The organism is Novosphingobium sp. FG137, from assembly GCF_057809735.1.
This window is the reverse complement of sequence record NZ_JBMDKN010000003.1, coordinates 354,758-371,351: the sequence shown is the minus strand read 5'-3', so window position 1 is coordinate 371,351 and position 16,594 is coordinate 354,758. Positions and strand designations below refer to the sequence as shown.

Genomic DNA, 16,594 nt, shown 5'->3' with positions numbered 1-16,594 from the left:
GCCGGAGCGCGATCATGTCCCTGTTTGATCCCAAGAGCCGCTATGCCGATCTGCCCATGGTGCTCACCACCGATGCGCGCGGCCGCACGGTCGAAGCCGTGCCCCCCGCCCCGCCCGCCGCGCAGGCGCTGCGCGGGCGGCACCTCAGACGGCAGGGCGAGCGGCCCGATCATCTCGCCGCGCTCTACCTGAGCGACCCGGCCGGCTTCTGGCGGCTTGGCGAGATCAACGACACGATGACGGCCGAGGCCCTGAGCGAGCTTCGCGAAGTCAAGATTCCGGTCAAGCGGTAGGAGTGATGCGCGCGTGGCACTCGGATGCGAAGTACTGCCCGGCGGCACCAGCGATCCCGGCTTCGTCCAGCCGGATCGGGTCGAAGTCGTGGAAGCAGTCGGCGCGAGCACGACATTCGTCCTGTCCTACGACATCGCGATTGAAGACGGCGATCTGCAGTTCGTCAGCGAGGACCGGCTGGGGCCGGAGGCCGAGCTTGCCGTGCGCGTCGTCGATGGCGGCACCACCGCGATCCTTGTGCGCGGCCCGGTGACCCGCCAGCGCCTCTCGGTTGTTACCGGCGGCGATGGGTCGACGCTCGATGTCGTCGGCGGCGATGCCACCATCGCGATGGCGCGCGAGGTGACCGTCAAGGTCTGGCCTTCAACCACCGATGACGGCGCGATCCTGGAACTGCTGGGCAAGGCCGGCATCGCGCCGGACCGGATCGTGCTCCCGACCAGCGTGGTACACGACGAGACCAAGAACGCGCTCGTCCAGCGCGAATCCGATCTGCACCTGCTGCGCCGCCTCGCCCGCCGCAACGGCTGCTGGTTCTGGATCACCTACGATCCGAAGACCACGCTCGCATCTGCCAATGTCGTCCGCCCGCCGGTCGATCAGGCCCCGGCGGTGGTGTTCAACCTGGCGGGCAGCGAGCGCAACATCGACGATGCCGTGATCGAGTGGGATGCCGAGCGCGTCGTCGCCACCGATGCTGCGGGCCGCGATATCTTCGCCGCCGCCGACATGGACGGCAGCGTCGATCGCTCGCCACTCGCGCCGATGGCGGCAAAGGCGCTTGCGGATATCGTCACCAGCCCGCGCCGCGCCCGGCTGACCCATCCGGTGGACGATGCCGGCGATCTCATCGCCCGCAGCGAAGCCGCGCTGATCGAGGAAGGCTGGTTCGTGACTGCCACGCTGGCGGTGCGCGAACGGCGGCTCAAACAGGTCGTGCGGGCCCACACCGTCGCCGAGTTGCACGGTGCCGGCAAACGGCATTCAGGCAAATACCTCGTCGCCCGCGTTGCCCATTCCATCGATGCCAACGATCACCTGATGACGGTGACGCTGGTGCGCAACGGCTGGAACTGACCCATGCTGACCGATCCCTTCATCGCGTTCCAGCAGGCCCACAACGACCACGTCTGGGGCAAGTATGCCGGCATCGTGATCGACAATCAGGACCCGGAAAACTGCGGGCGTATGCAGGTGTCCTGCCCTGCCGTGCTGGGGGATGCCAGCGTCTGGGCGATGCCCTGCGTGCCTTATGCGGGGCCGGGTGTCGGCATGTATTTCATTCCGCCGGTGGGGGCCGGGGTCTGGGTCGAATTTGAAGGCGGCAAGGTTTCCCGCCCGATCTGGACTGGCTGTTACTGGTCGAAGGACCAACTGCCGCAAGCCGCCACCTCGCCCGATATCAAGCTGATCGTCACAGAGTCCGTCAGCCTCACCATCGACGACAGCTCCGGCGAAGTCGTGCTCAAGAACAATACCGAGGCGAGCACGACCTGGAACGACAAGGTCGTGACCGAAGCGGGCCAGGCCACCCACAGCGTGGGTGCGGAAGGCGTCGTCTCGCAGTCGGCGGGAAGTGTCGGCAAGGTCGAGGTCAGCGATAGCGGCGTGTCGGTCAATTCCGGCGCGTTCAGTGTGATGTGAGGGCACCAGCGCATGGCACAGCCCCTCCTCACCACCGCCTCGACGCTGCAATGCCCGCACGGCGGCTCTGTCGCGGTCGCATCCGCCAACACCCGCGCCAAGGCCGGGGCGCCGCTGGCGCTGGCGAGCGACGTGTTCACGATTGCCGGCTGCCCGTTCCAGATCCCGGTCGGCGTGGGCACCGTGCCGCATCCGTGCCTCACGGTGCAGTGGATCACGGTCAACCTCCGCACCACCGTCGGCGGCCAGCCAACCCTTGCGCAAGACTGCGTCGGCCTCTGCCTTGCCGGCGATCAGGTGCCGCAGGGGCCGGTTTCGGTTGTCGCCGTCCAGCCACGCGCGAGCGGATCATGAGAAGGGACGCCTGATGGCCGAACCGCCGTTCACCAGTCTGCATTATCCGCTGGCAGTCGATCCCGCGCGCGGGCGGCTCGCGCAGGAGCAGAGCTTCGATGCGCATGTCGAACAGCTCGTCATGCAGGTGCTGCTCACCGCGCCGGGCGAGCGGATCAACCGCCCCGATTTCGGCTGCGGAGTGAAGCGCATGGTCTTTGCGCCGGGCGGCGAAGTGGCGGCAACGCTGGCGCAGGCCACGATCTACCAGGCGCTGACAAAGTGGCTGGGCGATGTGATCACCGTCACCGAAGTCACCGTCCGCGCCGATGATGCCGCGCTCCTGGTGCGCATCGGCTACGGCGTGAAAGTGCTCGGCCAGCGCCGCTATCTCAACTTGCGGGTGACGCCATGAGCATCGACCGCGCCGATCTCCTGCGTGCCTCGACCACGCTGACGGGCATCGATTTCATCGCGGTTTCACCCTCGCAGACCGTGCTGACGGTGTTCCTTCAGCATGATGTACTGCCTGCCGCAGTGGCCGCGCAACTGGCCGCGCTGCCGGTGGACGACATTCACATCGAGGCGATCGGCGCCGTCGATCCGGCGCGCGTGCCGGTGCTCCAGAGCGTCTCCCCGCTGCCGCCGCCGGTCGATGGCCGCGCCGTGCTGCAATTCCTCACCGCCATGCCCGGCGGGTTCGGCGACTACCGCCTGCGCATCGATAGTCCGGTCATCGACCCTTACTTCAACAACGTCCGCTTCAGCTTCAAGGCCGCCTGCGACAGCGATCTCGATTGCGAAACGGAGCCGCGCCCCTGCCCACCGGACGAGCGCATCGATTTCCCGGTCGACTACCGCGCGCGCGATTTCTGGAGCATCCGCCGCGCCCTGACCGACTTTGCCGCGCAGCGCTACCCCGAGTGGCAGGACCGCCTCGAAGCCGACATCGGCATGATGGTGCTCGAACTGACGGCTGCGTTGGGCGACGAGTTCGCCTATGCCAACGACCGGCTCAATCGCGAAGGACGGCTCGATCAGGCCAGCCAGCGCCGTTCGCTGCGCCACCTCGCCCGGCTGGTCGACTATCCGCTCGACGACGGAGCGGGCGCGTTTGCGTGGATCGACGTTCAGGCCTCGGCCGCAGGCTTTGTCGATGCGGGCACCGCGATCACCGATGCGCAGCGCCAGCTGGTGTTCGAGATCGGCCGGGGGCTCGCGGATCGCCCGATTGCATTGCCGCCCAAGGCCCCCGCGAAGTTCGCGATCGATCCCGCGCGCAACGAAATCCCCGCCTATGTCTGGGACGAGAACGACACCTGCCTCCTCGCCGGCACGACCGAACTGACGATCACGGGCGCGCACGAGACCGAGCTGCAGCCCGATAACGCCATCGATCCAAAAGGTCGCTGGGTGCTGCTGCTGACGCGCCCGCCCTCACCCGACATCCCTGAGCGCCGGCTGGTGGTGCGGCTGAAGGACGCGCGCGACGAAGTTGATCCGCTGACCGCTGCGCCGATCACCCGGCTCGAGCTCGAAGCGCCCGCGCCGTTCGATCTCGATCTCGAAACGCTGGTGCTGCGCGCCAATATCCTGCCCGCCACCGCGGGTGCCTACCACGAGACACGCTTCCGCATCGGCCCGCCCGATGATCCAGCCGATCCCGACGCCCGCCTGCCGATGGCGGTCGAGCGGGTCGGGCCTGACAGCACCGTCTGCTATCCCGATCCGGGCAGTGCCGCCGATCTGGCGGCGCGGGTCAAGACCTTGTTTTCGCTGGCCGGATCGGACGAGACGCCGCTGGTGTGGCATGCGGACAAGTCCGGCGCCCTCCGGCCTGAAGTGCAAGTGCTGTGCGAAGACGAGAAGGCGGAGTGGGAATGGCGGCCCAGCCTGGTCGGCGAAACCACGGCGGAGCCCGACGACCCGCTGTTCACGCTCGAAGACGGGCTCTACCGCCGCGTCGTCGGTTTCGAACGCTTCGGCAAGGTCACCGAACTGATCGACTATGCCACCGGCGAAGGCACGACCCTGCGCTTCGGTGATGGCGAATTCGGCATGGCTCCGGCAGCGGGAAGCCGCTTCACCGTCCGCTACCGCCTCGGCAACGGCAGCCGGGGCAATGTCGCGCCCGATACGCTGACCGTGCTGCCCATCGCGGTTGCCGGCGTCCTCTCGGTCAACAATCCGCTGGCCGGCACTGGCGGGCGCGATCCCGAAACCGCGCAGGCCATCCGCACCAACGCCCCGCAGGCGTTCCGCGCGATCACCCACCGCGCGGTCCAGCCGGACGACTATGCGCGCATCGCCGAGCGCGACCTCGCCGTCCAGAAAGCAGGCGCGACAAGCCGCTGGACCGGCAGCTGGCCGACGATCTTCGTGACGCCCGATCCGCACGAAACCACCATCGTTTCAGCAGGTTTGCGCAAAAATCTCATGCTCCTGCTCAACCGCGCCCGGCAGGCAGGGCGCGAGGTCAAGCTGATGGAACCGCGTTACGCCGATTTCGATCTCGAAATCCGGCTCTGCGTTGCGGCCAATGCCTATCGCGGCGAGGTCGAGGAAGCGGCGCTCGCCGCACTGTTCGGCACGACGGGTCAGGGCGGCGGCTTCTTCGATCCGGACAACTTCACCTTCGGCATGCCGCTCTCGCGCGCGGCGCTGATAGATGCGCTGCAAGGCGTTCCCGGCGTCCGCGGGGTTGAAGCGATGCGCGTGCGCCGCCCCGGCTATTTCGAATGGCGCAGCTTTGACGAACTCGCGTTGCCTGTGGGGCTGAGCGAGCTCGTGCGTGTGACCAACAGCCGCGCACTGCCCGAACGCGGCGCGGTGCGGCTGATCATGGAAGGGGGCGCCTGATGGCCTGCACCTGTGACACCCACGATTGCAACGGCTTGGGCATTGCGGCAGGCCTGCCGGCGATCCCGCGCGCCATCGGGACCTTCGCGGATTGGCGGACGTCGCTGCTCGGCGCGATCGGCCGCGAACCGCTGCTCGATGCATGGCGCGCGCGTGACCGCGCCGATTTCGGCGTCATGCTCACCGAAATGTTCGCCTACATGGGCGACGTCACCAGCTTCTACGACATGCAGACCTGCAATGCCGCCTATCTCGGCACAGCCAGCGATCCGGCGCAGGTGCGGGCGCTGATCGGCCTGCTCGGCTACAAGCCCCGCCCCGGTCTGGGCGCATCGGTCTGGCTCTCGGCGCAGGCAGATGGCGTGCGCCCCGTCACCATTCCGCAAGGCACGGCATTCCGCTCGGGCGCATTTGCAGGCAGCCCGCCGCAAGTGTTCGAAGCGCAGCAATCCGAAACGGTCGAACCGCGCATCAACCGGCTCGCAGTCGACCGCGTGCCCGCAAACGCCCTGCCCTCACCGCTCACCGGCCTGCCCGTCGTGGCAAGCTCGCTGCGCGCGGGCAGCGGCACGCTGGTGGTCATCGCGGCGCCGGGCGGACTGGTTGCCACCCGCATTGCCCAGACCGCCGCGATGGCCCTGCGCATCCGCCGCGCGGTCACCTTCGTGGAATTCGCCGCCGCAGTCACGCCGCCCTCTGGCGCGACATTTGCCAACACCCGGCTGCTGCGCGGCGGCGCCCGCTGCGGGGTGTGGAAGCACGCTGCAGTTTCGGGCGATCCGGCGGTGCTTGCGGGCGCGACGCTGGCGCTTGAGGCGCGCGTGCCGATCCAGGCCGGCGATATCGTTGCGTTCGAGGCCGGGGGCGTCCTCACCGCCCGCCGTGTGATCAGCGCCAGCGAGGCGCAGTTCACCGTGCTTGCCGGATTGACGAGCACACTGACCGACAGCGACAACAAGGTCAGCAAGCTCGTGAGCCCCGCCGTCATGGCCGGTACGACGACGATCACTCTCGACAGCGCCCTCCCCTATGCGGAAGCCGATCTGCCGGGGCTGGTGGTCCACTATGCGATGGCCGATGCCGCCACGCTCCATGCGCCGCTCAAGGATACGCTCGCCAGCGGCGATCCGCTCCACATGCCGGGTCTCGTCGATCCGCCGCGCATGGCGGTCACGCACCTCGCGCTCGAAGATACGCACGGCGAGGCTGTGGTCACCAGCGGCACGCTCGATGCGGCCTCGCGCTCGGCCACCCTGTCCGATACGCCGGTCTGGCCGCAGCAGCTCGTCCAGCCGGTGACGCTCTATGGCAATACCTTCCTCGCCACGCGGGGCGAGAGCGTTCACGGCGAGGTGATCGGCACAGGCAACGCCGCCCTGCCGCTCCAGAGCTTCCGGCTCAGGAAGAAGCCGCTGACTTACCTTGCCGCCGCGAACGCCGCCGGGCGGGTCAGCACTTTGGTCATCCATGTCGGCGGGGTGGCGTGGCGCGAGGCCAGTAGCTTCTACGGCCAGCCTGCCGACGCGCAGGTCTACGTCGTGCGGCACGATGCGGATGGCGAGACCGATATCGACTTCGGCGGCGCGATGCGTTTGCCGACGGGCGCGCAAGTCGTTGCCGATTATCGCTTCGGCGCCGGATCGGCGGTGCCGCCGGCGGATTCGGTGAAGCAACTCGCCCGGCCGATCGCCAAGCTGCGCTCGGTGCGCAACGTCCTGCCCGCGTTCGGCGGCGCCGATGCCGAAGCCGCTGGTGAGATCCGCACGCGCGGCCCGGCCTCGGCGCTCCTCCTCGGGCGTGCGATCTCGCTCGTCGATATCGCGGCGGCTGCGGCGCAGACATCGGGCGTGCGCTCTGCCCGCGCGGTGTGGGCGTGGGACAAGACCGGCCAACGCCCGGCCGCCGTGGTGCGCTACATCGGCGATCCGCAGCTTGCCACGCCGATCCGCGCGGCTCTGCGTGCGCTCGCGGAAGACGATGCGCCGATCACCGTGATCAGTGCCGCCGCCCAATCCGCCCGGCTCGACGTCGATATCACGGTTTCGCCGGACTACGTGGCCGATGCGGTCGCCGCTGCGGTCGGCAAGGCGCTGTTCGCCCCGGCGGGCCTCCCCGGCACTGGCGGTCTGCTGCGGCCCGAGCAGCTCGGGCCGGACAGCACGCTGTTCGCCAGTGTGGTGATCAGGGCGATCATGGAAGTTCCCGGCGTCACAGCGCTGCGCGCGCTGAGCTTCGATGGAACCCCGTTTGGCGATGTCGCGCGCGTGCCCGCCGCCGGGGCCTATTTCGATTTTGCGGGCGGCGGCGTGCGCGTCAACGGCCGGCTGGCAGGATAGGGCTCGACATGGGAACTGCACGCGACTTCTACCGCGAATACTACACCGAGCGGCTGTGGGACTGGGTGCCCCCCGCGATCCGCGAGGCGGACGAGACCGAAGGCGGTTCGGCCCTGCGCGCGCTGCTGCGGGCCTTCGCCAGCCAGGCGGCGGTGATGAAGCGCAGCCAGGACCGCTTGTGGGACGACATGTTCGTCGAACTCGCAGACGACTGGGCGGTGCCCTACATCGCCGAGCTGGTCGCCGCCCGGCTGGTCTCCGCACTCAATCCGCGCGGGCGGCGCAGCGATGTCGCCAAGACGATCTACTACCGCCGCCGCAAGGGCACCCTCGCGGTGCTGGAGCAGCTCTGCGACGATATCGCCGGGTGGGATGCCAAGCTGGTCGAGGAATTCCGCCGCCTTGCCCGCAATCGGCATGGCCTTGATGGTCCCGCAGCGCCCGGCCGGGTGACAGGCACGCCCGAAGGCGGCCTTGCCGATCTGCGCTCGGTGCGCGGCGCGCTGCTCACCGGCGGTGCCTTCGATGAATTCCACCACACCCCGGAAATGCGCCGTCCGCACGATCGGCTTGGCCTGCGCGGCATCCCCGTTCTGGGCTTTCACCTGCACCGGCTGACGCTCGTCGAATTCCGCAATGTCACACCCCGGCTCGTCAAGAACCTCGCCGGCACCCGTGATGGCTACAGCTTTGACCCCAGCGGACGCGATGTGCCGTTGTTCGCCCGGGGGCTGGCGCGAACGGACTGGAGCGCCTGGCGCACCGCAGCCGAAGGCGAGCTCCCCCGCGTGATCGATTGCCGCCTCTACAACGAGGAAACCTTCGAAATCGGCGATGCCGTCATCGGGTGGGTCCGCAGCACCGCCCTGATCGCCAGCCAGGCCACCCGCCGCGCCTGTGCCAAAAGCCTCGGACAGATCGCGGGACAGCGCTTTGCCGCGCGCGCGGCGCTGCAGCGCGTTCTCGCCGGATTGCCGCAAGGCACAGTACTGACCGGCGCAGGCGTCTTCGCGCAGATCCTTGCGCTTACGCTGACGGATGACAGCGGTGCAGTGGTCCTCAAGGATGCCGTGTCGCTCGGCCTAAAGGGCGCCGCGCCCGTCCCGCGCGCGGCCATGCGCGCGGCTGACCTCAGCGACTGGAACCGCAACACACCCGCCGGGATCGATCTGCTGTTCGATCCGGCACGCGGGCGCATGCTGTTCGATCCCGGCGCCGCGCCGCCCACGGACCTGCGCGCGCGCTATACCACCGGCATGAGCGCGCCGATCGGTGCGGGTGCCTTCGCCCGGCGCACCGCGCGGACTGCGGCGACCGCGCTCTGGGCCCAGCGTGCAACCGCCGCCGGAGTGCCGACCAGCGGGGTGCTCGAACTGTCCGACAGCACGACCTTCGACAATCCGCCCAATCAGCCCGCCATCACCGACCTCACGATCCGCGCGCGCGAGCAGGAGAGGCCCTATGTGCGCCTCGCCGCCGACTGGAGGCTCGGCGCGGCGGGCAACAACCGCGCGCTGGTGATCGACGGGCTGTGGATCGGCGCGCTTTCGGGCCAGCTGCGGCTCGAGGGTTCCTACGGCAGGGTCTCGCTACGGTTCTGCACGCTTGATCCCGGCGGTATCGACGGCGGCGGGGGCGCGATCCCGCCTTGCGGCCTCATCGTGGCAGGCACCCTCGATGAACTCGTCATCGAGAACTGCATTCTCCCCGGCATTGTCCTCAGCGGCGCGGGTGCCTCGCTCGACCGGCTGATCCTGCGCAATTGCATCATCGATGCCGGCCAGACCGGCGCCACCGGAATTGTAGCCCCGCGCACGGCGGTGACCATGACGAACTGCACTGTGATCGGCGCGGCGATCAATGCCCTCGCGCTCGATGTCGAAAAGCTCGATGCCACCAATGTCCTGATCGCCGCCCGCGCCGATGTCACCGATCTCCAATCCGGCTGCTTCCGCTTTTCCGCGCGGGGGCCGGGCTCGCGCGTGCCGCACCCGTATGAATCGCACGAAGTGGCCGATCTGCAGCGCCTGTTCGCCTCGCGCCGGTTCGGCAATCCCGCCTACGCGGAGCTTTCGCCCAATGCGCCGGCGCAGATCCAGCGCGGATCGGAGGAGCAGTGCGAGATCGGCGCCTGGGCGGGCGAGCGCCGCCCCGTCCGGCTCGACGGCCTGCGCGCCAAGATCGACGAATACATGCCCTTTGGCCGGTTGCCGGCCGTGATCGTGGAGAACTGAGATGTCGACCATCGACCTGTCGCGGCAGCTGGGGGACCAGCGCAAGCAGTACGCCGGGGTCCGCCATCAGCAAGGCCGCGTGCTGACCGATGACGATTTCAACGAAGCCTCTTCGATCGAAGCGGAGGAGCTGCGGCGCACCCGCATCCACGCCATCGGAGCCTATGGCGCGCCGGGTGCGGGCTTCCTCCCTGCGGGCTTTGCAGTGAGCGGCGGCAAGCTCGATTTCACGCTGACCCCGGGCGAGCTCTACCTCGGCGGATTGCGGCTCGAAACGGCGGGAAGCGAGCATTTCCTCGAGCAGAAGGACTGGCTCAACTTCGACAAGGCCGCCGCCCCCGCGCCGCCCGCACCGGGCGTCAAGCGCACCGATCTCGTGTGGATCGAAGCCTGGCAGCAGCCGGTCACCGCGGTGGAAGACAGCGAGCTGTTCGAAGTCGCTCTCGGCGGACCCGATACCTCGGCGCGCTGGCGCACGATGCGCCGGGTCCACGTCATGTCCGGTGTCACCGGCACCGCCTGCCCCGCTGCCTGGGCCGCCGCGCTCGCCAGCTTCGCGCCGATGGGCACCATCGCCCCCGACATGGAGATGACGACGACCGCAACGCTGACCGTGGGCTTCACCGCGCCCATAACCGTCGGCGATCTGTGTTCACCGCCGCAGCCGGGCGGCTATCTCGGCGCGGAAAATCAGGCCATCCGCGTCCAGATGGTCGATGCCGGCCACTACACCTGGGGCTATAACAATGCCGCCCCGCTCTACCGCGCGAAGATCTCCGCAAAGGGCGGGCAGAACGTCCTGCTCAAGCTGCTGACCCTGCCGCGCGATGCGGCGCACTGGCCGCTCAAGGACATGGTCGTCGAGCTGCTGCCGTGGTCCGCCGCCCTGCCCAACGGCGAGCGCGTGTCCGAAGTGGCCGGGCACTTGTGCAAGGTCCTCGTCAGCTACGATCCGGATAATCAGACCTTCGAGATCGACACCCCGCTGCTCGCCTCCGAAGGCTTTGCCAACTGGACCGGACGCGGCGACAAGGCGCAGTTCAACGATCCAGCCGATCCCGACGACGACTTCCTCTACGTGCGCGTGTGGGACCGGGGCGACGACCTTGCCTCGCCCGCCGCGATTCCCGTCGCAACCACCAAGCTCGGCAACACCGGCCTCAGCGTCACCTTCAACGGCGCGCCGCTGCGCCCCGGCGATCACTGGATCATCGCGGCCCGCCCGGCGGCCCCTGCCGCGATCGTGCCGTGGCAACTGGCGCTGCCGAGCGGCGCGGCACCGAACGGCATCCGGCGCTACCGCGCGCCCCTCGGCCTCATCGAATGGACCGGCTCGGCCGCCGGCAGCGCAACCGGCGTGCTGGTCGACGATTGCCGCCCGCCGTTCCTGCCGCTCACCCGCATTCGCGGCTGCTGCACGGTCACCGTCGGCGACGGGATCGAGAGCTTCGGCATGTTCGATACGATTGCCGCCGCGCTTGCGTCCTTGCCGCCCGCTGGCGGATCCGTCTGCGTGCTTCCCGGCACATTCCGCGAAGCCGTGGTGATCGACGGCCTCCACAACGTGACCATCCACGGCTGCGGCCCGCGCTCGCGCATCGTCGCGCCCGATGAAACCGGCGACGGATCGACTGCGGTGACCATCACCCGCAGCGAAGACATCTGCGTTGAAGCGCTGGCGCTCGAAGGCGGCAACGGCCCCGTGGCTGCCGTGCGCTCCAGCAAGGCGGTGCGCCTTGCAGACTGCCTGATCCAGTTCCGCGATGCGCGTGAGGTCTTCTCGCCCTGGACCGCCGTCTATGCCGAAGGCAAGGCGATCGAGATCGAGGACAACATCATCGAACCGCTCCCCGCTGCGCTCGAGCGGATCTTCCACAAGCGCGCCGCGCCGGACCGGGCCGAGGACGCCGATGCGGCGCGCGGCGGCATCCAGCTCGGCGGCGGTAGCGTCAACGTGCTGGTGCGCGGCAACGTCATCGTTGGCGGCATGGGCAACGGCATCACGCTCGGCAGCATCCGGCGGATCGACGAGCAAAACCCGGATGGTTCCGACATCCCCGATATCGACCTGGAAGACCCCTGCGCCCCCTGCGATCCAACTGACAGCAGCGTCCCGCCGGACAACGGCGATGGCCCCGTGCGCTTCGTATCGGCGGGTGACCTCTACGAGATCGAGATTGCCGACAACGTGATTGCCCGGCACGGAGCCAACGGGATCGCGGTGGTCCGCTTCTTCGGGTTCAGCCTGAAGACCGGGCTGGAACTGGTCACGGTTCACGATCTCAGGATTGCCGGGAACCGCATCGCCCACTGCCTGCGCCACACGGTCGCCCAGCCGAAATCGGCGATGATCCTGTTTCTCGGCTATGGCGGCATATCGCTCGCGCTGACCACCGATCTGGTGATCGAAGGCAATGTGATCGAACACAACGGCCGGGACTGGCTCACGCCGGTCTGCGGGGTGTTCGTGCTGGTGGCCGATGGCCTCACGATCGAACGCAACGTGATCCGCGCCAACGGCGTGCCCGGCAAGGAGCCCGCCGAAGCGGCGCAGGAGGGCATCCGCGCGGGCATTCACATCTGGCTCGCGCTCACGCTCAATCTGCCCGGCACGGCCAAGTACGGCCATGCAAAAGTAATGATGGCCGAAGGCGCAGCGCGCGCTCGCCAGGCTGGTGGCCAGCTGCGCATCCACGGCAATCAGGTCGAACAACCGCTCGGCCGGGCTCTGTTCCTGCTCGGCGCCGGGCCGATGGCGATCACCGACAACCGCTTCCTCAGCGAAGCCATGGCCGAGAAGGTCTCCGACCCGATGGCCCGCACGGTTCTCGTCGCCAACTTCGGCGTAAGCCGTGAATGGACGCTCGGCCTGCTGCTCGCGGCCGTGCTCAAGGTGGCCGAAGCGATGGGCTACAACCTCGGCGTCGATGCCTGCACCGTGGCGCGGCTTGGCGTCTTCACCAAGGGCATCTGGCCGCGCCTGCCCACGGGCAAGCTGGCGTTCAATGATAATCAGGTGAGCTTCCTGATGCGCTCGGCACCCAAGGGCGCGGACCTGAGTTCGGTCCTGCTGCTCTCGCTCGACGATGTCTCCGCCTGCGACAACCAGTTCGAATACCATGTCGATGGCCGCGTTGCCGTGGCCGATCTGGTCGCTGCCGGATCGTCGGTGCGCATCAGCGACAACCGCCTCGCCGAAACTTGGGGCCGCGCGTTCTTCTCGGTGCTCAGCTTCGGGATCCTCAATACGGCCGACAGCAACCAATCGACCCATTGCCTCAAGGCGAACGGCGTCGAACGAGCGGTTGCGCACAACCTCGTGCTCGGCACCGCGTTCTGCAAGGAACTGTGCGGCGACGATCACGGCATCGAAAGCCACCTCGCGACGGGCGCCAAGAAGGCGTTCATGCCCCAACCCTGACCACCGGAGAACGATCATGGCGCGTTTCAACGCCGAGAGCATGAAGGCCTTTTCGCAATCCGGCCCCCGCCATACCGCCGCAGACCAGCAGGCAGCGATCGACAGCGTGTTCGGCCAGATTGCCCGCATCGCCCCGCAGATGCTGCAATTGCAGGAGGCGCTGATTACCGGCCTCGCCCAGTCGCAGCGGCGCGAAGCCAAGCGGCTGGCAGCATCCGAGAGCGACGGGGCCGCAGCCTCGCTCGCCGAGCAGCGGGCCCGTCGCGCCCACGATCTGCAACGCGAGGTGGCAAGCCTTGCCAGGCTCGCCGGTCAGCTTGCCGAGGGCCTTGGCAGCAAGCCCATATTCCACGGCTATGTCCTCGATGCCGATGGCGAGCCAGCGCCGGATCATTTGGTCCGGATCGTCGGAGAAGACACCACCGATCCGCGCTTGGCGCAGATCGCGCGGCGCACGGCCAAGACCGATGCGGGCGGCTACTTTCGCTTCGAGTTCGATGCCGTGAACGACTATCGCGCCATGCACGTGACCGAAGACGACACTTACTCGGTGGTCGGCGCCACTTACACCGAGCCTTCCGCCCGGCTCGATGTCGAAGTGCTGGACCCAGCCGGAACCGTCGTATTCCACGATCCCGCGCCGCCAAGCTTCACGGGCAGAGGCGCCGAGTTCCGTTTCTATCCCCTGCTCGACATGCGCGCAGCGGAATCCGGCGCGCACCAGTTCCGATGATGTGGCATGCGTCTCGCAGCAATTTTCGCGAGGAGCAGGCCGGACATGACGATCGTGGTAACAGGTGCAGGCGGTTTTGTCGGGCGAGCGCTCGTCCAGCAGCTTCTTGCGGCGGGCCATGGGGTGGTGGGCATCGATACCGCAGCGGGCGGCATTCCAGCTGGCGCCCGCGCCATCGCGGGTGATCTCGGTGAAGCCTCGGTCCGGGCTGCAGCGCTGGCGGATGACTGCAAGGCCCTGATCCACCTCGCCACGGTGCCCGGGGGCGCGGCGGAGGCCGATCCCGCCGCCTCGCGCCGGATCAATGTCGATGCGATGTACGATCTGCTGCTCGAAGTGGCGGAGACGGGCGGGCGCCCGCGCGTGGTCTTTGCCAGTTCGATCGCGGTCTTCGGCGATCCCCTTCCCGCGCATGTCGATGATGCGACCCCGCTTGTCCCGAAGATGATCTACGGCGGGCACAAGGCGATGATGGAACAGGCGGTGGCGATGTTCTCCAATCGCGGCCTGATCGATGGGGTAACCGTGCGCCTCCCCGGCATTCTCGCGCGCCCCAATGGCCCCTCGGGCCTCAAATCGGCGTTCATCAGCGACATGTTCCATGCGCTGAAGGCAGGCGAGCCCTTCATCTGCCCGGTCTCCGCCGGAGCCACGATCTGCGCGCAGTCGATCACGTGCTGCGCCGCGAACCTCGTCCACGCCCTGGCGCTGGATGCCGCGCTCCTACCGCCGACCCGCGCGGTCACGCTGCCGGCACTGCGCATCGCGATGAGCGATCTTGCCGCCGAAATCGCGCGGCAATGCGGCGTAGAGCCGAACCTCGTTTCCTGGGAGCCTGACACAGCGCTCGAAGCCATGTTCGGCACGCAGCCCCCGCTCGAAACCCCGGCGGCCGAGCGCGCCGGTTTTGCGCATGATGGCGACCTGGCCCGCCTCGTTGCCAGCGCGCTCGCCGCGTTGTGAAGGCCGGCGAAACGGGCCGGATCAGAAGGCAAAGCGCCGACCGGCAGCCCTGGCAGCATCAGCCAGACGCTTTTGCGTGTCCATGCCACTGACTTCGACGTCAGCGGTTCGCAAGCTGCAGCGTCCTAGCAGTTTGCAAAGTTCATTTTTGCAGTTTGGCGAAAAACCAGCAGCCATTCTGAACAGTATGGCGCCTTTCTGCGCGATTCTCCCGCAAGAACCCACTTGGCACGGTCCTTGAAAAGAGGGGGGCAGAGCCGGAACAGTTCCGACGCTCGTTTCTGCCAGATGGCAATCAAAACGGAGAACACGAATGCGCAACTTCATCTCGACCCTCGCTCTCGGCACTGTCCTCGCCATTGCTGGCGCGACCGCTGCCAACGCTGCGCCCGTCACCGCCGATGCCGGCGCCGGCGCCAAGATCATCGCCCCGCTCGAAATCGCCAACACCTCGTCGCTGTACTTCGGCACCATCGCTCCGTCGCTGACGCAGGGTGACAAGGTCGTCGTGACCCCCGCCGGTGACAAGAAGTGCGGCGCTGCGCTGACCTGCCTGACCGCCGACCACACCGCCGCTTCTTTCGAAGTGAAGGGCGAAGCCGACGCCGTCTACACGATCTCGCTTCCGGGCGGCATCGAGATCACCAACGAGAAGGGTGATGGCATGAAGGTGTTCGACTTCACGGGTTCGAAGGACAACGGCCGTCTCGTCAAGGGCGCAGACAGCTTCACCGTCGGCGGCACGCTCGACGTTGGTGTCCGCCAGGCCGCCGGCAAGTACACCGGCCGCTTCGTCGTCGCCGTCGAATACCAGTAATCGTCTCTGGCAGGGGAAGGAGCCCGGATCGCCCGCAAGGTGCTCCGGGCTCCGACCCGGTCCAGCCGCGCCTGCCCCATCCAAGGAAAGTCCCCTGCCATGTACTTTTCTACCCGCCTTGCGCGCATCGCGCCGTTGCTTGCGGCGCTCGCCGTTCAATCGCTGCCGACGCCTGCCGCCGCCCAGCTGATGGTCGCGCCGACCCGCGTCGTCCTCGCCGGTGCCGAACGCAGCACCGAGCTGATCCTGGTCAACAAGAGCGACGCCCAGACCGCCTACCGCATCGATGTCGAAAACCGTCGCATGCGCCGCGACGGTGCGCTGGAAACCGCCACCGACACCCGCGCTGGCGAGCTGTTCGCCGCCGACATGATCCGCTTCTCACCGCGCCGCGTTATCCTCGAGCCCGGCGCCCGCCAGTCGCTGCGCGTGTCGGTCACGCCGCCAGCAGGCCTCGCTCCGGGCGAATATCGCAGCCATCTGCGGCTCATGGCTGCGCCGACCAATGTCGGAACGGCAACGGCCGCGCCCGCCGAAGACGCCAACGACGGCTCGCTGTCGATCCAGCTCATCGCCGTACGCTCGGTCACCATCCCGGTCATCGTGCGGATCGGCACGCTCGACGCCACCGCGACGGTCGACAATGCGGCGCTTTCCCGCGAGGGCGACAACATGCTGGTCGTGAAGCTGACCCGCGCCGGCACGCGTTCGACTTATGGCGATCTGCGGCTGACGATCGCAGGCGAGGCCAACCCGGTCTACAGCGTGCGCGGCATCGCCATCTATACCCCCAACACCGACCGCGACGTGATGCTGCCACTGCCGGCGGACATCAGGGCCAAGCTGATCGGCCATGACGTGCGCATCGATTACGTCTCGTCCGATCCCAAGGCGCCGGGGCTGATCGCCACGCGCCGCGTCCAGCTCTGAACCGACTGGAACGAGCGACCGGTGCGGGGC

General features: G+C 68.0%; 13 protein-coding genes. All 13 read left to right on the top strand.

The genetic code is table 11. The features are described from left to right. Positions 1 to 14: 14 nt before the first annotated feature. Positions 15 to 293: a hypothetical protein gene (locus ACODS2_RS11315; RefSeq protein WP_488998890.1), complete on the top strand. Its 279-nt coding sequence runs from the start codon at positions 15 to 17 to the stop codon at positions 291 to 293. A gap of 13 nt (positions 294 to 306) precedes the next feature. Then, positions 307 to 1,371, top strand: coding sequence for a contractile injection system protein, VgrG/Pvc8 family (locus ACODS2_RS11310; protein ID WP_488998889.1), 1,065 nt, complete (start codon positions 307 to 309; stop codon positions 1,369 to 1,371). 3 nt (positions 1,372 to 1,374) lie between these two features. Then, positions 1,375 to 1,938, top strand: a complete 564-nt coding sequence (locus ACODS2_RS11305) for a phage baseplate assembly protein V (RefSeq protein WP_488998888.1) — start codon at positions 1,375 to 1,377, stop codon at positions 1,936 to 1,938. 12 nt (positions 1,939 to 1,950) lie between these two features. After that, a complete protein-coding gene (locus tag ACODS2_RS11300; protein WP_488998887.1) occupies positions 1,951 to 2,292 on the top strand; it encodes a hypothetical protein in 342 nt (113 codons plus the stop codon). Between the two features lie 13 nt (positions 2,293 to 2,305). After that, complete coding sequence (locus ACODS2_RS11295) at positions 2,306 to 2,686, top strand: GPW/gp25 family protein (protein WP_298173987.1); 381 nt, start codon at positions 2,306 to 2,308, stop codon at positions 2,684 to 2,686. After that, positions 2,683 to 5,130 (top strand): baseplate J/gp47 family protein, encoded by a 2,448-nt coding sequence (locus tag ACODS2_RS11290; RefSeq protein WP_488998886.1) that lies wholly within the window; start codon positions 2,683 to 2,685, stop codon positions 5,128 to 5,130. The genes ACODS2_RS11295 and ACODS2_RS11290 overlap by 4 nt, the downstream gene beginning before the upstream one ends. Then, positions 5,130 to 7,466, top strand: coding sequence for a baseplate J/gp47 family protein (locus ACODS2_RS11285; RefSeq protein ID WP_488998885.1), 2,337 nt, complete (start codon positions 5,130 to 5,132; stop codon positions 7,464 to 7,466). Before ACODS2_RS11290 ends, ACODS2_RS11285 begins: the two co-directional genes overlap by 1 nt. 8 nt (positions 7,467 to 7,474) lie before the next feature. Then, positions 7,475 to 9,700: a hypothetical protein gene (locus ACODS2_RS11280; RefSeq protein ID WP_488998884.1), complete on the top strand. Its 2,226-nt coding sequence runs from the start codon at positions 7,475 to 7,477 to the stop codon at positions 9,698 to 9,700. 1 nt (position 9,701) lies between these two features. Next, complete coding sequence (locus tag ACODS2_RS11275) at positions 9,702 to 13,121, top strand: DUF6519 domain-containing protein (RefSeq protein ID WP_488998883.1); 3,420 nt, start codon at positions 9,702 to 9,704, stop codon at positions 13,119 to 13,121. Between the two features lie 16 nt (positions 13,122 to 13,137). Further along, a complete protein-coding gene (locus ACODS2_RS11270) occupies positions 13,138 to 13,854 on the top strand; it encodes a hypothetical protein (RefSeq protein WP_488998882.1) in 717 nt (238 codons plus the stop codon). A gap of 45 nt (positions 13,855 to 13,899) precedes the next feature. Next, positions 13,900 to 14,817 carry an NAD-dependent epimerase/dehydratase family protein gene (locus ACODS2_RS11265; RefSeq protein WP_488998881.1) on the top strand — a complete coding sequence of 306 codons (918 nt, stop codon included), beginning with the start codon at positions 13,900 to 13,902 and terminating at the stop codon, positions 14,815 to 14,817. A gap of 313 nt (positions 14,818 to 15,130) precedes the next feature. Next, on the top strand, positions 15,131 to 15,634 hold the full coding sequence (locus ACODS2_RS11260; RefSeq protein WP_488998880.1) for a DUF4402 domain-containing protein: 504 nt from the start codon (positions 15,131 to 15,133) through the stop codon (positions 15,632 to 15,634). Positions 15,635 to 15,733: 99 nt separating this feature from the next. Continuing rightward, positions 15,734 to 16,564: a fimbrial biogenesis chaperone gene (locus tag ACODS2_RS11255; RefSeq protein ID WP_488998879.1), complete on the top strand. Its 831-nt coding sequence runs from the start codon at positions 15,734 to 15,736 to the stop codon at positions 16,562 to 16,564. The last annotated feature ends 30 nt before the right edge of the window (positions 16,565 to 16,594 follow it).